This is a genomic window from Novipirellula artificiosorum, from assembly GCF_007860135.1.
Taxonomy (GTDB): Bacteria; Planctomycetota; Planctomycetia; order Pirellulales; family Pirellulaceae; genus Novipirellula_A; species Novipirellula_A artificiosorum.
This window is the reverse complement of the sequence record NZ_SJPV01000011.1, coordinates 12,305-29,720: the sequence shown is the minus strand read 5'-3', so window position 1 is coordinate 29,720 and position 17,416 is coordinate 12,305. Positions and strand designations below refer to the sequence as shown.

Genomic DNA, 17,416 nt, shown 5'->3' with positions numbered 1-17,416 from the left:
GCGAGAGCAGCAAGGCCAGGTCAGATCCGGCAGCCTTGACATCTTGATTGATGGCATGATTGGCAATCGAAGCCAGAACCGCACAAAGAAGGAAGGGACGCAGTTGATGAACGAGGTATTTCATGATTCGGCCTGATTGGAGACGTGGCGCGACGGTTCAATGAGCACGATAAACGGGCAGGAGGAAAACGTGATCGTGCGCAGCGAGCCAGCCCCACATGTCTTCCTCAGGTGCTTTTCCATGTTACACTCCGGTTGCACTGCAGCACAGATCGGGGCGTCCGTGCCATGCATGGATAGTATCTCGCATCAACAGCGCACAGTCAAAGGTTGCGGTCCCATCTGGGAATCGAGACGGATCGCCGAAGTAGCTGGATTCGATTCGTTCCATTTCGAGTGCTTCGACCCGCCAGCCCTCGCATTTCAGTTCAAGCCCATCGAAACGGCCGTTTGTGCCTGTCTCCGAATAGCCCAGTGAACCGTGTTCAAAGAATGTGGAGGCGGAGTCCAAGGAGAGCGCAACGAACGTCCACGATCAGCATTCTGGTGAACGCATCATTCGTCCTTGTTGACGTCCGGCCCGGTCCAGTACTTGGACATCTTCCAATGAAACTCGAAATCATTGTTGATCCATCTCACCCTGTCGGGATTTTCGGATGCGTCGCTTCCGCATGAATCAACATTACTAATTGTCGATCGGACAGCCATACAAGTTTGAGGATCTTCTTTTCCAATCCAGCAGTAAGGATAGTGAAAGATATTATTCTCAAATGTCAACGCATAAGGGCAATTGCCGCCTGGATCGCCGCTGTATCGCAAGAAGCCGAACTGGACCTGATTTGGTGTCTGCGTCGAGACACCCGTGTAATAGCATTGATTGCCATGGATGTAGCAATTATTGGCGTCTTTCCGTCGGAACTTGAATGGCGATCCACTGATATTTTGCAGAAAACAATTCCGTATTTCCGAATGGTTTAAGCGCGTACAATAAAAACCATGCAACTCGCCAACTTGCTCATAATTGTTGTGGCAGTTTGTCATCACGACATCCTCAATAAGGATGCGTGTTGAGTTTTTCGGATAAAGAACTCCAGCGCAAAAGATCCCGGAGGTTTGTTCTTCAGGAAAATAGTAGGGGCCAACCTTGTCGATCTTTACATTCCGAATGTGCACGTTTTCCGTATTGAAGGTCATGATCGTTCCAAGTTCCCACATCTCAAAAAGGAGATTCTCGATCAATACATCTTTGCTGCTGGGCTCAACAATCAGGATAGCCTGTCCGGGTCCCCCGCTGTGATGAAAATAACCTGCGCCAGAAAGGCGTGCCTTATCTTCCGATCCGTACGTCGATATTTTAAGCGGCTTATCGATATCCCAAACAAAAGCGAAGGTCGTTTCATCACTGTTATAGAGGGTGACGGTTACTGCTTTGAAGTAGGTAAATGTCTCCCCACCTTTCAACAAGATTTCAAATGATGGGTCGCAAGAACTTGCGCAGAGTTGCTTCGCCCGGTGAAGAGTTAAGACCGGGTGTTCTTCATCCGCGCCGCTGTCAGCATCATTGCCAGAGCTACTCAAAAAGATTGTCTTTGCGACAGATTCCGCAGTTCCGAACAAGGAGAAAAACGCAATCAAAATGATGTAGAACGTCAATGAAAAAACACCTTCCGTGCTACGAATCAGGTATGCTGTCAGAGTCGTCTGACATCTAAAGAGCCAGCCTGACGGGACCGATAAATCGCGGGATTCAGTGACGGGTCGTTGTACATCTTCATTTGCCGATACGTTTTGTGACGTTTTCGACCCGCAAACAGGTCATCGAGCAATTCTTGCAACGAATGGGCGAGATCATGGTGTTGCTGCTCGCAAAGCGTGACCCGATTTGTCACCGTTTGTCGATGGTCGGCATCCACGTCGTCTCGATCAAGTTGTTCCCGATAGTGAAAACGCCGGAGTGACATGATCGAGAGCCGATCGATCACACTGCCCGGAGTTTCGGTATTGATCGACGCTTGCTCGTCAACCGACACGCCACCTTCGTGAAGCATGGCAGTGATTGCATCGTCGAGCTTTTCGATCAAGTCGTTGCGAGCTTGATTCAAACCATCAATCGATCGCTTGACCTTGGCAAGCTGCCTGTCTGTGGCCAACCGATCGCGTGCCTCATCTTCTGCGTGCCACAAACGAAAATTTTGCTGGTGTTGTTGGCAGACGAGCGACTCGAATCCCGAGTAGGGATCGTCGATCGGTTCGCGATGCCAACGCTCAACCGCTTCCGTTTGTAGCCTCGTCAGGTGCTCAACAACGATCGGCGCAACACCGATCGGCGATTTTTCCATAGGCCTTGGGCGGCTTGAAGACAATTAGACTTCCTTTTCGTCGATCCACGTCATCATGCGTCGCAGTCCCAATCCGATCTGCTCGACACCATGGAGTCGTTCGCGACGACGGGTCGCTTTGAAGAAGGGAGCACCGGCGCGGTTTTCGGAAATCCACTTGCGTGCGAACTCGCCCGTTTGAATCTCGGTCAAGATACGCTTCATCTCCAGCTTCGTTTCCGGCGTGATGATCCGCGGACCACTAACATAATCGCCATACTCGGCGGTGTTGCTGATGCTGTAACGCATGTAGCTCAAGCCACCTTGGTAGAGCAGATCGACGATCAGCTTCAGCTCGTGCATGCACTCGAAGTAGGCCATTTCCGGCTGATAGCCTGCTTCGACCAACGTTTCAAAACCCGCTTTGACCAACTCGCTGACACCACCGCAAAGGACGACCTGTTCGCCAAACAAGTCGGTTTCGGTTTCCTCGGCAAACGTTGTTTCGATCACACCACCGCGAGTTCCGCCAATGCCTTTGGCATAAGCCAACCCGACCTGCTTGGTCTTTTCGGAGGCTCCTTCCCCCAAAGCGATCAAACACGGCACGCCTCCCCCCTTTTCGTATTCACTGCGAACCAGGTGACCCGGACCTTTGGGCGCGACCAACAAGGTGTCGATTCCCTTCGGTGGCTCGATCTGGCCAAAATGAATATTGAAGCCGTGCGAGCACATCAAGATGTCGCCCTTTTTCAGGTTGTCGCGGATATGGTCGCGATAGATATCCGCTTGCACTTCATCGGGAAGCAGAACATTGATCACATCGGCCGCTTTCACGGCATCGGCGATGGGCATCGGTTTGAAACCATGCGAAACGGCCAAATCGTAGTTGGCCGATCCAGGACGCTGACCGATCACGACCTCGCAGCCGCTGTCACGCAGGTTCTGAGCCTGAGCATGACCTTGCGAGCCATAGCCGAGGATCGCAATCGTTTTGCCTTTCAGGTGGGAAAGGTCTGCATCGTTTTCGTAGTAAATTGTTGCAGCCATCGTTGGGATACCGTCTTTCGGTTGAATTGAGTTTTGAAATGGGTTGTGAAATGAGGTTTCGGATCGGTGCCAGAGCCGTTACGCGGAAGCAAGGCCCGCAGCAAGGTCGTTGATGCTGGGCATTCGGTTTTCGCTTCGTACCATCGCGATGCGGCCCGTGCGGCAGAGTTCGGTGATTCCATAGGGTCGCATGCGTTCGATAAACGCTTGGACCTTATTCTCTCGACCACTGATTTCGATCATCACCTCGTCGGGACCGACGTCGACAATCTTGCCGCGAAAAATATCGACCAATTCGCGGATTTCCGAGCGAACCGTTCCGGCGGGCGCTTTGACCTTCAACAGCAACAAATCCCGTTCCACAAAATCGCGGCTGCTGACGTCGAGCACTCGCACGACCGTGACGATCTTTTCGAGCTGCTTGCCGACTTGATCGAGCACATGAACATCGCCCACCACGACAAAGGTCATGCGAGACAGATTCGGATCCTCGGTCTCACCGACCGCCAGCGAATCAATATTGAATCCGCGCGAAGCGAGCATGCCGGAGATGTGGGCAAGAACGCCCGGGACGTTCTGCACCAGCGCACAGAGCACATGCCGTTGATTGGACACCTGCGGTGGGTTGGGCCCTGGCCCTTGATTGGGATTGCTCATCGAATTTGGATGTCGATTACTTGAAAAAGGGAGACGGACGCCGCATGGGGCAAGCGGAGCATGATAATTTTCGAACAAACCCCCAACAAGGCCCGCTGCGGACCAATCGAGTCGTTTGGAGTCGTTTTTTGCGGGAATCGGGCGATATCGCGACCACGGAATCGGTCCATCGACCGCCATGGGGTCGATGGACGATGGCCCTCGGAGGCCGTCGGCGGGTCGTTTCGACCGCTTGGCAGAGCCGTCGCACGACCGAGGAAGTGGTTTTGCAATCAACACCATGACCACCCTTTCCGCTTCCAGGTTCAAGCGATTTTTGGTCTATACTACCGCTGGCGACCCGTTCTCTCCCCCTGGCCCTATTCCCAAAGCAGCACCGACGGATGAGTTTTCGCATTGAATTGCCTGCCTATCGAGGTCCAATCGACCTACTGCTTTACCTCGTTCGGCGCCAAGAAGTGTCGCTGGCGGAGATGTCGCTGGCGAAGATCGTCGATCAATACCTGGAGTATTTGGACATTTTGAAAGAGCTCGATCTGGGCGACGTCGGTGATTTCTTGGACCTCGCCAGCACGTTGGTCGAGATGAAAAGCTTGTCGGTGCTGCCCAAAGTGGTCGAGGAATCGGACGAAGAAGAGCTCCTCGATCCTCAGTCGGAATTGATTGAGCGATTGCTGCAGTACAAAGAAATCCGGGATGCGGCCGAAGTCTTGGATGAAATGGGGCAGCGCTGGCAGCAGCGATACGAGCGGATGAGTGACGATTTGCCCAACCGGCGGATCGATCCGGGCGACCAACCGATCGTCGATTTGGAAATTTGGGACTTGGTCAGTGCGTTTGGCCGGATCATGCGAGAATCCGCGGGGCCACCGGTAACCGAAGTCGTGTACGACGACACTCCGATTCACGTTTACATGCAACGCATCCACGATTCCTTGCGGGACCACGAACGCGTACCGCTGATGGATTTGGTCACCGGCGGGATTCATAAATCTTCGCTCATCGGTTGGTTCTTGGCCACCTTGGAATTGACCCGGCACCACGGCGCGGCGGTGGAGCAGGACGAGCATGGCGAGGTCGTCGTCGTGCGGACGGCGAACTATTCCGACCAATTGAATGTCAACGAAGTCGACAACTACGGTGCGGCCAAAATCGAATCGAGCAACATGCCGGTTCGAATGCGATAGCGGCAGTCTGGTACAGCAAACCGTGACTTCGCGATATCTTCATCCGCTGGCAACGCGCCCCGTCGACCTTTCCTGCTTCGCATCGCCCGTCCATCCCCCCCTGTTTCGCTCCATGGTTGAAAACGCTCCCGTCCTCTCTCATCACCACGACGGTCTGACGATCGAAGGCTACTCGCGTGCCGCGGTGCAAACGTGTTGGCGAGTCAACGAACTCAAGGTCTTGTTCGACTGCGGCATTCAGCCCTGGGACTTCATGGGCACGTCGACGCTGTTTATCTCGCATACCCACCTCGATCACATCGCTGCATTGCCGGCATACGTGTCGCGGCGACGAATGATGAAGATGGATCCCCCAGTCATCTATCTACCCGATTCCGCAGTCGATACCGCCTGGGACATGTTACAGATGTTCCGGCGACTCGATCGCGGAGCGATGCCCTGTGAATTGATCGGCTTGCTACCAGGCGACGAAACGTCGATCAGCCGCGAATATGTCGTGACGGCACTGCCGACGCGTCACACGATCGAATCGCTTGGGTTTGTTGTGCACCAACGACGGCACAAACTAAAACCTGAATTTGTTGGCCTTGACGGCGACAAGCTGCGCGATCTGAAACTCTCGGGGACCGAGATCACCCAAGAGACTCGCGTCCCAGTGTTCGCGTACACGGGCGACACCTCCCCTCCAGGACTCGACGAAAATCCCGTGTTCTATGAGGCAAATGTATTGGTCACCGAGATGACTTTCGTTGCACCGGAGCATCGCAAGGACAAGATCCACAAACATGGGCACATGCATGTCGACGACTACCGCAAACGTGCCGACCGATTCAAAAATGAATTGATCATCGCGGCGCATTTGAGTACGCGGTACAATACGAATCAGGTGAAACGAATGGTCAGCAAAGTGCTGCCGGATCTGATGCAAGGTCGCATGAGGCTTTGGCTTTGACGATACCCGACCGCGATTGGCCGATTCCTCGATCTGCCTATGTGCATGTCCCCTTTTGCCGTCATCGTTGTGGGTACTGCAATTTCAGCGTGATCGCCGGTCGAGAGGATCTGATCGATCGATTCCTTGACGCAATCGATCGAGAATTGGCCCCGCTCGATCGCCCCGTCGTCGACACGTTGTATCTCGGCGGAGGAACGCCAACTCATCTGCCAAACGATCGGCTCGCACGATTGCTCGAGATCCTGCAGCGACGTTTCCGCTTTGACGATGCGGTCGAATGGACGTCCGAAGCAAACCCCGAGGACGTGGATACAGAAAAGCTTCGCGTGCTGTCGGAGTACGGCGTCAACCGAATCAGTCTCGGGGTGCAGTCGTTTCAGACAGCAAAACTGAAGCGTTTCGAACGTAACCACTCTGCCACACAAGCGACTCGCGCGGTCGAACAGGCGGCCGAGGTGATTGGCAACGTTTCGATCGATTTGATCTTTGCCGCGCCGGGGGAAACGTTGCGGGATTGGCAAGCCGATTTGCGGACTGTGTTGGATTTACCGGTCCAACATCTGTCGGCCTACGCCTTGACCTTTGAAAAGGGAACGCCGTTTTGGAACGCTCGGATGCACGGCCAAATCAAGAGCGTCAGTGAAACAACGGAAATCAAGATGTACGAATCGACGCGACATCTGACCGCCGAGTCGGGCATGGCCCAATACGAGATTTCCAATTTTGCGTTGCCCGGATTTCACAGTCGCCACAACATGGCGTATTGGCTAGGCCGCGGTTGGTTCGCAGCGGGCCCCGGCGCAGCGAGGTTTTCGGAGGGACGACGCGAAGTGAACCACCGCAGCACCACGACCTACTTGAACCGGATGGAACGAGGTGAAAGTCCCGTCGCAGAAACCGAAACCTTGACGCAGCGGCAATCGGCTCGCGAGCGAGCTGCGTTTGGCGTCCGCATGATCGATGGGATCGACTTGACCGAGATCGGCCGAGACACAGGGGTCAATCTGTGGAGCGAGTGTGCCGCGGAAATCGAGCAAGCGATCACGGTCGGCTGGCTCGAGCGATCTGAAGACCGGATTCGATTGACCCCGTCAGGGCTGCTATTCGCCGATGCCGTCGCAGCCGAGCTGTTGCCGTAGCCCCGCCAGAGCGCCAAAATTTGAGGCGGCATCGATCGAGCCAACTCGATAAAGTACATTCGGTATTCCGATTTTCCTCGATTTCCCATGTCGCCCCTGTCCGCTCCGATGGCAACCGTCCATTCCCAATCCCCCGTTCTTGCTGAGACTTCGACACCCATGAGCCAATCCAAGAAACGCGGCGTCCCCGAAGGTTTGTGGGTCAAATGTCCAGGCTGTTCCGCTTCGGTCTATAAAAAAGAGGTCGAGCAGCGTTTGAATGTCTGTCCAAAATGCGAGTACCACTTCTACGTTTCTGCCCACGAGCGAATCGCGCAGGTGCTCGACGATGGCACCTTCGAACCCATGAACGAGCACCTCCGTTCGACCGACCCGCTGGAATTCGCCGATCGACGGAAATACTCTGAGCGTTTAGTGGGTGAACAAAAACGCACAGGCTTAACCGATGCGGTGGTCACGGGAACCGGCATGATCCGTGCCCGTCGCGTTGCGTTCGCCGTCACCGACAGTGCCTTCATCATGGGCAGTATGGGATCGGTCGTGGGGGAACGGCTGACTCGCTTGGTCGAATTTGCGACCGAACAGGAGCTGCCTCTGATCATCATTAGCGCCAGCGGTGGAGGGGCTCGAATGCACGAGGGAATCTTGTCGCTGATGCAAATGGCCAAGGTGACCGCGGCGCTGGCCCGCTACGACGAAGCCTGCGGGTTGTTTGTTAGCGTGCTGACCAATCCGACCATGGGAGGCGTCGCTGCCAGCTTCGCGTCGCTCGGCGACCTGGTTTTTGCAGAACCCAAAGCATTGATCGGATTTGCCGGCCCGCGAACAATTAAGGCAACGATCGGGATTGAGCTGCCCGAGGGGTTCCAGACGAGCGAATTCTTGCTGGAACATGGATACATCGACCGGATCGTTCCGAGAAAGAGCCTAAAAACCGAGATTGCTCGCGCCATCGACTATTGTGGAAAGTAGGTTTCTTTCGGCAGGTCTTCCTGAAGGACCCCTCTCTTTTAGAGGTCGTGCTGTTTAGAGGGGGTGGGTCCCCCTTTGAAACGTTTTTTTTCGAGGTTGCATCATTCCAATGGGTCTTTTCGATTCGATTAAAGCGAGGCTCGGTTCGGGGGCATCCGCAGCCAAAGCGACAAGCCGAATCAACGTGGAAGCGAGATTCGAACGGATGCGCACCAGCGCGATCGGAACGATGAGTAGCTTCTTCGTCGCTCGCGATCGGGAACAAGACCGGATCGTCGGCGTCAAATTGCTCGACATCGAAAAGATGGAGCTGTTCGAGAGCCGCTTCAAACGCTTGAACAAGCCGAGCGAAGGGGAAATCGCGATGGGGATGTCCCACGCCCACATCGTCAAAACCTACGAAGCCGGCCTGACGACCAAGGGCCAGCCGATCTTGGTGATGGAATACATCGAAGGCCCCAGTCTACAGCACATTATCGTCAAAAAGCAGGAGAGCTTGGTCGAGGGCCGAAGGTTGATGCTCATTCGCGAAATGGGCGAAGCGCTCAAATATGTTCATTCTCGCGGTTTCATTCATCGAGATATCTGTCCGCGCAATTATATTTGTCTGCCCGACATCAGCGGGGTCAAGCTGATCGACTTTGGACTGACCATCCCCGCCACCCCACCGTTCATGGCACCGGGGAACCGCACCGGCACCCCGTTGTACATGTCGCCGGAAATCGTTCGACGACGGCACACGGACCAGCGCGTCGACATTTTTTCCTTCGGGATCACCTGTTATTGCCTTTGTAGTTTCAAGCACCCTTGGCAAGGGGATGAGGTCAATGGCCGCGCCGCGCTCTACCACGACACCTCGCCCCCGAAGGATTTGTTGCAGTATTGCCCCAACATCGACCCGAAACTCGCCCGAGCCATCATGGCGGCACTTCAGCCAAAGGTGGAAGAGCGAACCCCCACAATGGACCAGTTCCTGCAATCGATTCGGATGATCAAAGGCGAGTACTGAGCCAGGCTTCGTGCTTTTCTGGCGGAGCCGAGATGGGTTCCGAGCAACCCAAAGACGTCAAACGACCGGTACAATCGGCCACCGCTTACAATCACAGCTCGGATTCAGGGTTTTCCCTATGAATTCGTTGACATTCGATTTCGCCGCTAACTATACTTCAATAGCGTGTTAAGTGAGGCAATCTCGTCTGAACAGGCAAATACTGTCGGCAAGGGCGACCTTTTACTGGTTTTTGGTTAATCGCTCGCTCCTGACCGACGGAAACTTCAATCGTCTCTTGTCGGCCGGAACGTAATACGGAATCTTCGCAATGACCCTACTTGGGAAGTCGTTCTCAGTCATCATCCTGATCCTAAGCTTGACCTTCATGGTGTTGGCTCTTGCGGTCAATGCATCCCACCGCAACTGGCGCGATGTGGTCATGGGACCTACGGGACTGAAAGCACAAATTCGGACCACCGAATCAACGAATCAACAACTTCGCGACACCACGGAACGAACGCGTGCAGCGCTGAGTCGCGAACAAGCCGCTCGGCGGACGGCGCTGGCTGCGTTACAAACCCAGCTTGATCAACTCGAAAGCCAATTGCAGAACAGCGAGTCGAGCGTTCAACAATTGGAAGCACAAAACACGGTGCTGACGCAGACCGATCGCAGTCGTGCTCAACAGTTGGAAGAGTTGACCTCGGAAACCGCTCGGCTCCGGGACCAAATTCGCAAAGAACAACAAGACCGCGATGAACTGTTCACCCAGACGTTGAAGTTGACCAACGACATGAACAAGCTCCGTGGCATCGTTCAGATTCAACAAGATCGCAACGATCAGTTGATGGCCCAGGTCACGCGTTACAAGGAAGTCACCGATGCAAAAGGGATCGACATCAACGAGCCCATTGGCGGTGCCCCACCCGACCGCAACGGCACAGTTCTTGTGATCAATCGTCCCAAGAAACTTGTCGAAGTTTCCATCGGTTACGACGACGGACTACGGAAAGGTCACCGGCTCGAAGTGACGCGTCAAGGTCGCTATGTGGGCAAGTTGGAAGTGCTGAAGGTAGAACCCGACCACTCGGTCGCCGCGATTTTGCCGGATTACAGTCAAGGAACCATCCAGGAGAACGACCGTGTCGACACTACCCTCGACTGAGCCCGCCAAGAGTCGCAAACAGCCAGCGAGTGTTTACACCGTCATGCTGCTGCTGAGCGTGATCTTTCTGCTGATTGCCGTGATCGCCATGTTTGTGGAACTGGGTCGCTGGGCCCCGGACTACTATCGCACCAATTCGGCGCAGCCCGGTGCGATGGTCGTTCACACCGACAACACGCAATTCATGTAGTCGTCGCAGCTTGTGCGTCGACCGAAGCGCCGCTGTTCCATTTCGTGAAATCGTTTGAATCACGGTGCACCCGTCGATAGATGGTGTCTCTTTCAACGGGTTCGCGTCCCGCTTCACTGATCAATCCACGGATCTTATCAATCGACAGGCATTCCGGTGTCGTTGCGCCAGCATCGTGGTAAATCAACTCGTGACGCACCGTACCATCAAGATCATCGGCTCCGTAGGCCAAGGCCGTTTGCGCCGTCTCGACGCCTAACATGATCCAGTACGCTTTGATGTGTTGGATGTTATCGAGCATCAACCGGCTGATGGCGATCGTCCGCAGATCCATCAGCGCCGAAGGTTTCCTGATGTCCGACAACTTCGTATTTTCGGGATGAAAGGCCAACGGGATGAAGACTTGGAAGCCTCCGGTTTCGTCTTGCAGTTCACGCAACCGGATCAAATGATCGATCCGATGAAACGCTTTTTCCACATGCCCATACAGCATCGTGCAGTTGGTTCGCAGCCCGATTTGGTGAGCCGTTCGATGAATATCAAGCCATGCGTGCGTATTCGCTTTGTGTTCACACAATTGGTCGCGAACTTCGGGGTGGAAGATCTCAGCCCCTCCACCCGGCATGCTGCCTAAACCAACGGAGATCAAATCTTCCAACACCCAGCGGACCGATTGCTTGGTCTGAAACTCAAACCAATTGATCTCCACCGCGGTCCAGCCTTTCAAGTGAATCTGCGGGTAATTCGTGTGCAACAGCTCGATTATATTCCGGTACCAGTGGTACGTTTTTTGGTGATGCAGCCCGCCGACAATGTGCATTTCCGTGCAGCCGTTCTCGGTCGCTTCGCGTCCTCGATCCAGCACCTGTTCATCGGTCATCGCGTAGCCCTTGGGGTCACGCAGATCACTTCGAAAGGCACAAAAGCGACATCGATAGACGCAAACGTTGGTCGGATTCAAATGGGTGTTGATGTTGTAGTACCCAACGTTTCCGTTCTTCCGCTCGCGAACCCAATTCGCGAGCTCACCAATTTCTTGAAGCCGGACCCCGGGATCATAGAGAAAAATCCCATCCTCAAGCGACAACCGCTGTTCGGCTTCGACCTTGTCTCGGATTTCTCGAAAACGAGCTTTTGTTTCTTGATTCATTCGATTCATACCCACAAACAATCAACTGTGCCTGCAATCAGTAACGTCAAACTAATCGCCGCATTGGTATTAAAGAAGGCCTGGTTCACGCGGCCCAAGTCGTGCGGACGCACCAACGCGTGTTGCCACAGGACCATCACCGTGATGACCACCAACGTGATCCAAAACAAAGTGCCCAGCCCCGAGGATCCCGCCACCCATGGCAACAACGCCAACAAGGCAAGCATCACCACATGACAAACCGCAGCCATCTGCAAGGCGCCACCCACTCCAAACCGAGCCGGTACACTGTGCAGGCCCAGCTTGGTGTCAAACTCAGCGTCTTGGCAAGCGTAAATGATATCGAACCCGGTCACCCAAGCCGCTACCGCCGCCGCCAACAAAACGGGGGCCAGCAAATCGCTGGGATTCGTCAACACTTCGTTTCCGCGTACCGCGACCCAAGCACAAATCGGCGCCAGACTCAGTGCAACACCAAGCCAAAGGTGCGACGCCGCGGTAAATCGTTTCGCCAAACTATAGCCAAACAAAAAAACCAGCACGGGAATCGATCCGGCAAGTGGCAACGCGTTTGGCCAGAATAACAGCGTGGAAGCAACAAAGCCGATCGAACACAAAACGGTGAAAACCATCACGCTGTTTCGCGATAACAAACCAGCCGGCAAATGCCGCTGGGCCGTTCGAGGATTTTCGGCATCGATCCGATGATCCACCAAACGATTGAACGCCATCGCCGCGCTACGAGCAAACACCATGCAGAACAGAATCCCGACAGCATCTTGCACACGAAATACCGGCCGGTCTGCGGATGCGAGCGGCGTGGTAAACGCCATCACCGCCGCGAAAGCAGCAAACGGCAGCGCAAAAAGAGTGTGACTGAATCGAATCAGCCCAAGCCAATCTCGCGTGCTCATGCTTCGCCCCAGCGGCCGATTAGGGAATTGTCGACACCGATCTGATCCAAAATCCGGCTGACGATAAAATCGACGAGCGAATCAAGCGAATCGACACCGTGATACCAGCCCGGCATCGCCGGCAACATCACCGCTCCGGCCGCCGCAACTCGTTGCATGTTCTCCAGCTGCATCACACTCAGTGGCGTTTCCCGCGGCACCAGCACCAACCGTCGATGCTCTTTCAAATGAACCTCCGCCGCTCGTTGGATCAAATTCGATGCCGAGGCATGGGCGATCCCACTCAGCGTGCTGCCGCTGCAGGGACAAACCACCATTGCCGAAGTGCGAAACGAACCGCTGGCGATCGGTGTGAAATAGTCGTTGTAACGGTGGTAGTGGATGTTCGCACGCTGTGCCGCCAAATCGCCCGCCGGCAAATCACCCGCCAACATCGATACACCGGTCGGATTCGACCATTTTGGCACATAGCGAAGAAGCGGCAGCAAGTCGGCGTCGTTGAGATCCACCTCAAGATCCAATTCCTGTCGAATCACCGCCGCACCACTCGGGCTGATCGTCAAATGGACCTCGGTCCCGCTGCGGCTGAGGAGCTGCAGCAAGCGAACCCCGTAGATCGCGCCACTTGCGCCGGTCATCGCCAAGACAACGGGGTAATCTTGATTCAAGTCCGACATCAAGGCTGCCCCTGTTTCATCAACTCGTTCCGCACTGAGGGTTTCTTCCCCTCGTAAATCGTGGCCACTCCGAAGGTCATCGGGGTGAAGCGAACCTGCACCATCCCAGCGGCTGTCATCCGATCGGCGAGCGTCTGTCCATCAGGAAACTGGCCCACCGACTCGGGCAGGTACTTGTAGGCCGATTTGTCATTGCGAGCGAACCATTGACCAATTCGCGGCAAGATGATGCGAAAGTAGAAACCGTAGAGCTGCCGCAAACCGATCATCCGTGGCTGGGAGAATTCCAAGACCACCACCTGGCCGCCAGCGGTGCAAACTCGCACCATCTCACGTAACCCCTGATCGGTATCGGTCACATTCCGCAATCCGAACGCGACGGTCACGCACTGGAACGTATTTTCAGGAAAGGGCAACGCTTGCGAATCGGCTTCGATGAACTCGATGTTTTCGCTGCTTTTCCCTGGCCGCCGTTTTTGGCAGGCGATTTCCAGCATCGCGGTGCAAAAATCGCTGCCCATGACGTGCACCGACGGCGGTGCCTTTTTGGCGATCGCGATCGCCAAGTCACCCGTTCCCGTACATGTATCGAGCACGGGATGGTTCGGCTCCATCCGCAACCGCCGCACCGCTCGCCAGCGCCAATAGCGGTCGATGCTGAGCGACAACAGGTGGTTCATCGCATCGTATCGAGGGGCGATTTGACGAAACATCTCTCGCACCCGCGTCCCACTCTTATCAACGCCGGGCACGGCGGAATCATCGCCGGCAGAATCACGGTCAGCAGAATCGTTGTCGATGGGGGCCATTTCGTGTTGTTCGAAAACCGATGCGGTCATAGGATGTGCTGGTTGCGGGAAAGATGCGTGGGGCGGCGATGCCCCCATTGGCGAGCGATCGATCGCGGCGAAAACCGTCGTCCGTTGCCGACCGATCGGTCAGGTACAGACTTGACTCGGACCTCTAAACTATTCCAAAGACCGCATGATTGTTACTCCCCACAACTGACCGAAACGTGCTTTCTCCGACCCAAACCATCCGAACCCTGCTGTTTGACATCGACGGCACCCTGCTGCGCACCAACGAAGGAGGCCGTGGAGCGTTGGAATCGGCGCTCGAAGACGAGTTCCAGCTTGACGCCGCCCGGGTCGATATCCCGTTTTGCGGGCGGACCGATCGGCAAATCCTCAACGAGTTGTTGATTCGCAACCAACTGCCGCCCAGCGATTCGAACCGCCAACGATTGCAGCAGCGCTACTTGTCCTTTTTGCCGGCGGTGCTCACCGAACGTGGTGGCGAGGTACTTCCCGGCGTGATGGACGTGCTCCGCGCCATTGCCGACGATTCCCGTGTTTGCGTCAGCGTAATGACGGGGAATCTGCATGAAAGCGCTACTTTCAAGCTCAGCCATTTCGGTCTGAGCCGCTATTTTCGCTGGATCGTCGGCGGCGACCACGATTGCCATCGCGACGATTTGGCCCGCAGGGCAATGGCAACCATCCGGGACGCTTTCGGGGATGAGGCAACCGAACAGGTGATGGTGATTGGCGACACACCAGCGGATATCCGCTGCGGCCACGCGATCGGTGCCCGAACCATTGGCGTTTGCACCGGCCGTTACGACCGCCAAGCACTCGAGGCCGAAAACCCGCACGTCGTTCTCGATGACTTGTCGGACGTCGCCCAGGTCTGCTCGCTGTTCGTTTCGTGAAGGGGTTTCGCCGCGGCTACTTGTTTTCCGCCATTTCACGCGCGTGGTAGCTGCTGCGTACAAACGGCCCACTGGCCACCTGCTTGAAGCCCATGCTGCGTGCGATCTCGCCGAGCTCCTCAAACTCTTCGGGCGGAAGGTATCTGACCACCGGCAAGTACTTGTCGCCCGGTTGCAGGTATTGACCGAGCGTCAAGAAATCGACGCCATGCTCGCGTAGATCGGCGAACGCCTCGAGCAATTCACCACGCTGCTCGCCCAGCCCTAACATCAAACCGCTCTTGGTCGCCACCTCTGCATTGTATCGCTTGACCTGCCGCATCATTTCGAGTGTCCAACGATAATCACTCTTGGGCCCGCGAACCCGGCGATACAGCCGCGGTACGGTTTCCATATTATGGTTGAACACGTCTGGCTCCGCCTCGATCACTCGCTCGAGCGATTCTTTGCAGTGAATAAAATCGGGCGTCAGCACTTCGGTCGTCGCCCCGGTCTGCTCACGCACGGCCACCACACATTGATAAAAATGCTCGGCACCACCATCGGGCAAATCGTCTCGCGTGACGCTGGTAATCACCACATGCTTCAACCCCAATCGAGCGGCAGCTTCGGCCACTCGACTCGGTTCATCCGATTCCGGCATTTCCGGACGGCCCCGGTGAACGGCACAAAACCCGCACGGACGGGTGCAAACGTTGCCCAAAATCATGAAGGTTGCCGTTTGCTGGCTGTAACACTCCATCCGGTTGGGGCACTTGGCGTTGTCACAGACCGTTTCCAGTTTCAATTCATCGAGCAGCCCGCTGGTCATGTGGTTGGAATTCCCGCGCGGAACCGGGCGACGCAGCCAGCGGGGCAAACGTCCCGAAGCACTGAGGTCCGCTCCGGCAGGCATTTCGGGTTCAGCGACAACAGGTAAGCGAAAAGCCATAGGATGGGGGGTGAAATGCGAGCGAAACGAATGAACCAAACGGTAACAACCATCGCATTGTAATGAAGCCGCTCCGCCCGTCTGCGCTAGAACCTCCCTTCGCGTTACAATTCCCGGCTTGATGCAAAGAAAAAACAGGGTCCATGGCAAAGAACAAAAAATCGAAAAAGTCGACTTCGGGAAAAAAGGCGGACACGGGCTTCACGATCGTCACCGAAAACCGAAAAGCTCGCCACCGTTACGAAATCCTCGATTCTGTCGAGTGTGGATTGATGTTGATCGGCAGCGAGGTGAAATCGATGCGCGAAGGCAAAATGTCGCTTGATGAAGCCTACATTCGTGTGAAATCTGGCGAATTATGGCTGATCGGTTCCGATATCGCTCATTACAACAACGCCGGCATGTGGAATCATGACCCGCGGCGCCCACGAAAATTGCTGGTCCATGCGCGTGAGTTCGACAAGTTCGCCGGTGCGGCGCTGCAGCGGGGTTTGACCCTTGTGCCGCTAAGGGTCTATTTCAACGCTCGAGGCATCGCCAAGTGTGTCATGGGGCTGGCCAAAGGAAAGAAGATCTTCGACAAACGCGAGACGTTGAAAAAACGCGATACCGAACGTGGACTGCAACGAGCCATGCGGCGTCGCTAAACGCTCCCCCCCGGTTGCCCCCTGCCGAGAAAGAACAACCCATGACCTTGGAAAGCTCCAACATGACGTTAAAGATCACCGATCTGGTCAAGACATTCGATCAACCCGGCGGCGGTCGGTTGAAGGTTTTGGACGTCGCCAACTTTGCCATCGCATCGGGTGAACAGGTTGCATTGATTGGCGAAAGCGGTGGGGGAAAGACAACGCTGTTGCACCTGATCGCAGGGTTGCTCACACCCGACAGCGGTTCGATCCGATTGGCGGGAACGGACTTGACGATGCTAAGCGAACAAGGTCGTGACCGATTTCGCGCTTCGACCATTGGTTACGTTTTTCAGACCTTCAATCTGCTACCCGCCTTCACTGCCATCGAAAATGTCCGACTCGGGATGACGTTTGGACACGGGCGCCATGATTCCCACCGTGCGTTGGAGTTGCTCGACCGGGTCGGGCTGGCCGACCGTGCCCACTACCGCCCGGCTCAGCTGAGCGTCGGTCAGCAACAACGCGTGGCGATCGCCCGAGCACTGGCGGCAAAACCAAAATTGCTGCTCGCCGATGAACCCACCGCGAACGTCGACCCGGTTAGCGCCGAAGCGGTCCTCAATTTAATCCGACAATCGTGTATCGACGAGAAGCTCGCGATGTTGATGGTGACTCACAGCATGGAGGTGGCCGAGCGTTTCCATCGAATCGAGAAGCTGGACGAGATCAACCATGCGTTCGCACATCCGATGTAAGCCCTTGGCGAACGGACGCGAG

Annotated in this window: 20 protein-coding genes; 10 read left to right on the top strand and 10 right to left on the bottom strand. The window is 55.4% G+C overall.

Going from position 1 to position 17,416, the window contains the following annotated elements; all coding sequences use genetic code 11:
- Positions 1–244: 244 nt before the first annotated feature.
- The 5 genes from Poly41_RS24555 to ilvN form a co-directional block, all read right to left on the bottom strand.
- Entirely contained in the window at positions 245–511 is a 267-nt protein-coding gene (locus Poly41_RS24555; protein ID WP_146529900.1) for a hypothetical protein, read from the bottom strand.
- Between the two features lie 44 nt (positions 512–555).
- Positions 556–1,653: a right-handed parallel beta-helix repeat-containing protein gene (locus tag Poly41_RS24550; protein ID WP_146529898.1), complete on the bottom strand. Its 1,098-nt coding sequence runs from the start codon at positions 1,651–1,653 to the stop codon at positions 556–558.
- Between the two features lie 38 nt (positions 1,654–1,691).
- Positions 1,692–2,339: a DUF4254 domain-containing protein gene (locus Poly41_RS24545; RefSeq protein ID WP_146529896.1), complete on the bottom strand. Its 648-nt coding sequence runs from the start codon at positions 2,337–2,339 to the stop codon at positions 1,692–1,694.
- 24 nt (positions 2,340–2,363) lie between these two features.
- On the bottom strand, positions 2,364–3,368 hold the full coding sequence (gene ilvC / locus Poly41_RS24540; RefSeq protein ID WP_146529894.1) for a ketol-acid reductoisomerase: 1,005 nt from the start codon (positions 3,366–3,368) through the stop codon (positions 2,364–2,366).
- A 78-nt stretch (positions 3,369–3,446) separates the two neighbouring features.
- On the bottom strand, positions 3,447–4,025 hold the full coding sequence (gene ilvN / locus Poly41_RS24535; protein WP_146529892.1) for an acetolactate synthase small subunit: 579 nt from the start codon (positions 4,023–4,025) through the stop codon (positions 3,447–3,449).
- A 383-nt stretch (positions 4,026–4,408) separates the two neighbouring features.
- On the opposite strand from ilvN, the gene Poly41_RS24530 reads away from it, so the two are divergent.
- The 7 genes from Poly41_RS24530 to Poly41_RS24500 all read left to right on the top strand — a co-directional run bounded on the left by Poly41_RS24530 (position 4,409) and on the right by Poly41_RS24500 (position 10,624).
- Positions 4,409–5,212, top strand: a complete 804-nt coding sequence (locus Poly41_RS24530) for a segregation and condensation protein A (protein ID WP_146529890.1) — start codon at positions 4,409–4,411, stop codon at positions 5,210–5,212.
- Between the two features lie 112 nt (positions 5,213–5,324).
- A complete protein-coding gene (locus Poly41_RS24525) occupies positions 5,325–6,164 on the top strand; it encodes an MBL fold metallo-hydrolase (RefSeq protein ID WP_146529888.1) in 840 nt (279 codons plus the stop codon).
- The gene (hemW, locus tag Poly41_RS24520; protein ID WP_231615904.1) at positions 6,161–7,306 is read left to right on the top strand and encodes a radical SAM family heme chaperone HemW; all 1,146 of its coding nucleotides are present in this window, start codon (positions 6,161–6,163) and stop codon (positions 7,304–7,306) included. The genes Poly41_RS24525 and hemW overlap by 4 nt, the downstream gene beginning before the upstream one ends.
- Positions 7,307–7,393: 87 nt before the next feature.
- Positions 7,394–8,278, top strand: coding sequence for an acetyl-CoA carboxylase, carboxyltransferase subunit beta (accD, locus tag Poly41_RS24515; RefSeq protein ID WP_390621480.1), 885 nt, complete (start codon positions 7,394–7,396; stop codon positions 8,276–8,278).
- Positions 8,279–8,387: 109 nt separating this feature from the next.
- Positions 8,388–9,287, top strand: a complete 900-nt coding sequence (locus Poly41_RS24510; RefSeq protein WP_146529886.1) for a serine/threonine protein kinase — start codon at positions 8,388–8,390, stop codon at positions 9,285–9,287.
- Positions 9,288–9,597: 310 nt separating this feature from the next.
- Positions 9,598–10,434, top strand: coding sequence for a hypothetical protein (locus tag Poly41_RS24505; RefSeq protein WP_146529884.1), 837 nt, complete (start codon positions 9,598–9,600; stop codon positions 10,432–10,434).
- Positions 10,412–10,624 (top strand): hypothetical protein, encoded by a 213-nt coding sequence (locus Poly41_RS24500; RefSeq protein ID WP_146529882.1) that lies wholly within the window; start codon positions 10,412–10,414, stop codon positions 10,622–10,624. The genes Poly41_RS24505 and Poly41_RS24500 overlap by 23 nt, the downstream gene beginning before the upstream one ends.
- Here the strand turns inward: Poly41_RS24500 and mqnE are convergent.
- From mqnE to ubiE, 4 genes are read right to left on the bottom strand one after another with little or no spacing between them, the layout of a single operon-like run.
- Positions 10,617–11,774 carry an aminofutalosine synthase MqnE gene (gene mqnE / locus Poly41_RS24495; protein ID WP_146529880.1) on the bottom strand — a complete coding sequence of 386 codons (1,158 nt, stop codon included), beginning with the start codon at positions 11,772–11,774 and terminating at the stop codon, positions 10,617–10,619. The two genes, Poly41_RS24500 and mqnE, sit on opposite strands and share 8 nt — an antisense overlap.
- Positions 11,775–11,779: 5 nt before the next feature.
- A complete protein-coding gene (locus tag Poly41_RS24490) occupies positions 11,780–12,688 on the bottom strand; it encodes a UbiA-like polyprenyltransferase (RefSeq protein WP_146529878.1) in 909 nt (302 codons plus the stop codon).
- Positions 12,685–13,365 carry a UbiX family flavin prenyltransferase gene (locus Poly41_RS24485; protein ID WP_146529876.1) on the bottom strand — a complete coding sequence of 227 codons (681 nt, stop codon included), beginning with the start codon at positions 13,363–13,365 and terminating at the stop codon, positions 12,685–12,687. The genes Poly41_RS24490 and Poly41_RS24485 overlap by 4 nt, the downstream gene beginning before the upstream one ends.
- Positions 13,365–14,204, bottom strand: coding sequence for a bifunctional demethylmenaquinone methyltransferase/2-methoxy-6-polyprenyl-1,4-benzoquinol methylase UbiE (ubiE, locus tag Poly41_RS24480; protein WP_231615903.1), 840 nt, complete (start codon positions 14,202–14,204; stop codon positions 13,365–13,367). Before ubiE ends, Poly41_RS24485 begins: the two co-directional genes overlap by 1 nt.
- Before the next feature lie 176 nt (positions 14,205–14,380).
- Here ubiE and Poly41_RS24475 point away from each other — a divergent pair, with 176 nt between their 5' ends.
- The gene (locus Poly41_RS24475; protein WP_197231600.1) at positions 14,381–15,076 is read left to right on the top strand and encodes an HAD family hydrolase; all 696 of its coding nucleotides are present in this window, start codon (positions 14,381–14,383) and stop codon (positions 15,074–15,076) included.
- Between the two features lie 16 nt (positions 15,077–15,092).
- Here the strand turns inward: Poly41_RS24475 and lipA are convergent, their stop codons facing one another.
- Positions 15,093–16,007: a lipoyl synthase gene (gene lipA, locus Poly41_RS24470; protein WP_146529872.1), complete on the bottom strand. Its 915-nt coding sequence runs from the start codon at positions 16,005–16,007 to the stop codon at positions 15,093–15,095.
- 143 nt (positions 16,008–16,150) lie between these two features.
- Here lipA and smpB point away from each other — a divergent pair, with 143 nt between their 5' ends.
- Positions 16,151–16,654, top strand: a complete 504-nt coding sequence (smpB, locus tag Poly41_RS24465; protein ID WP_146529869.1) for an SsrA-binding protein SmpB — start codon at positions 16,151–16,153, stop codon at positions 16,652–16,654.
- A 41-nt stretch (positions 16,655–16,695) separates the two neighbouring features.
- Positions 16,696–17,394 carry an ABC transporter ATP-binding protein gene (locus tag Poly41_RS24460; RefSeq protein ID WP_231615902.1) on the top strand — a complete coding sequence of 233 codons (699 nt, stop codon included), beginning with the start codon at positions 16,696–16,698 and terminating at the stop codon, positions 17,392–17,394.
- Positions 17,395–17,416 lie beyond the last annotated feature (22 nt).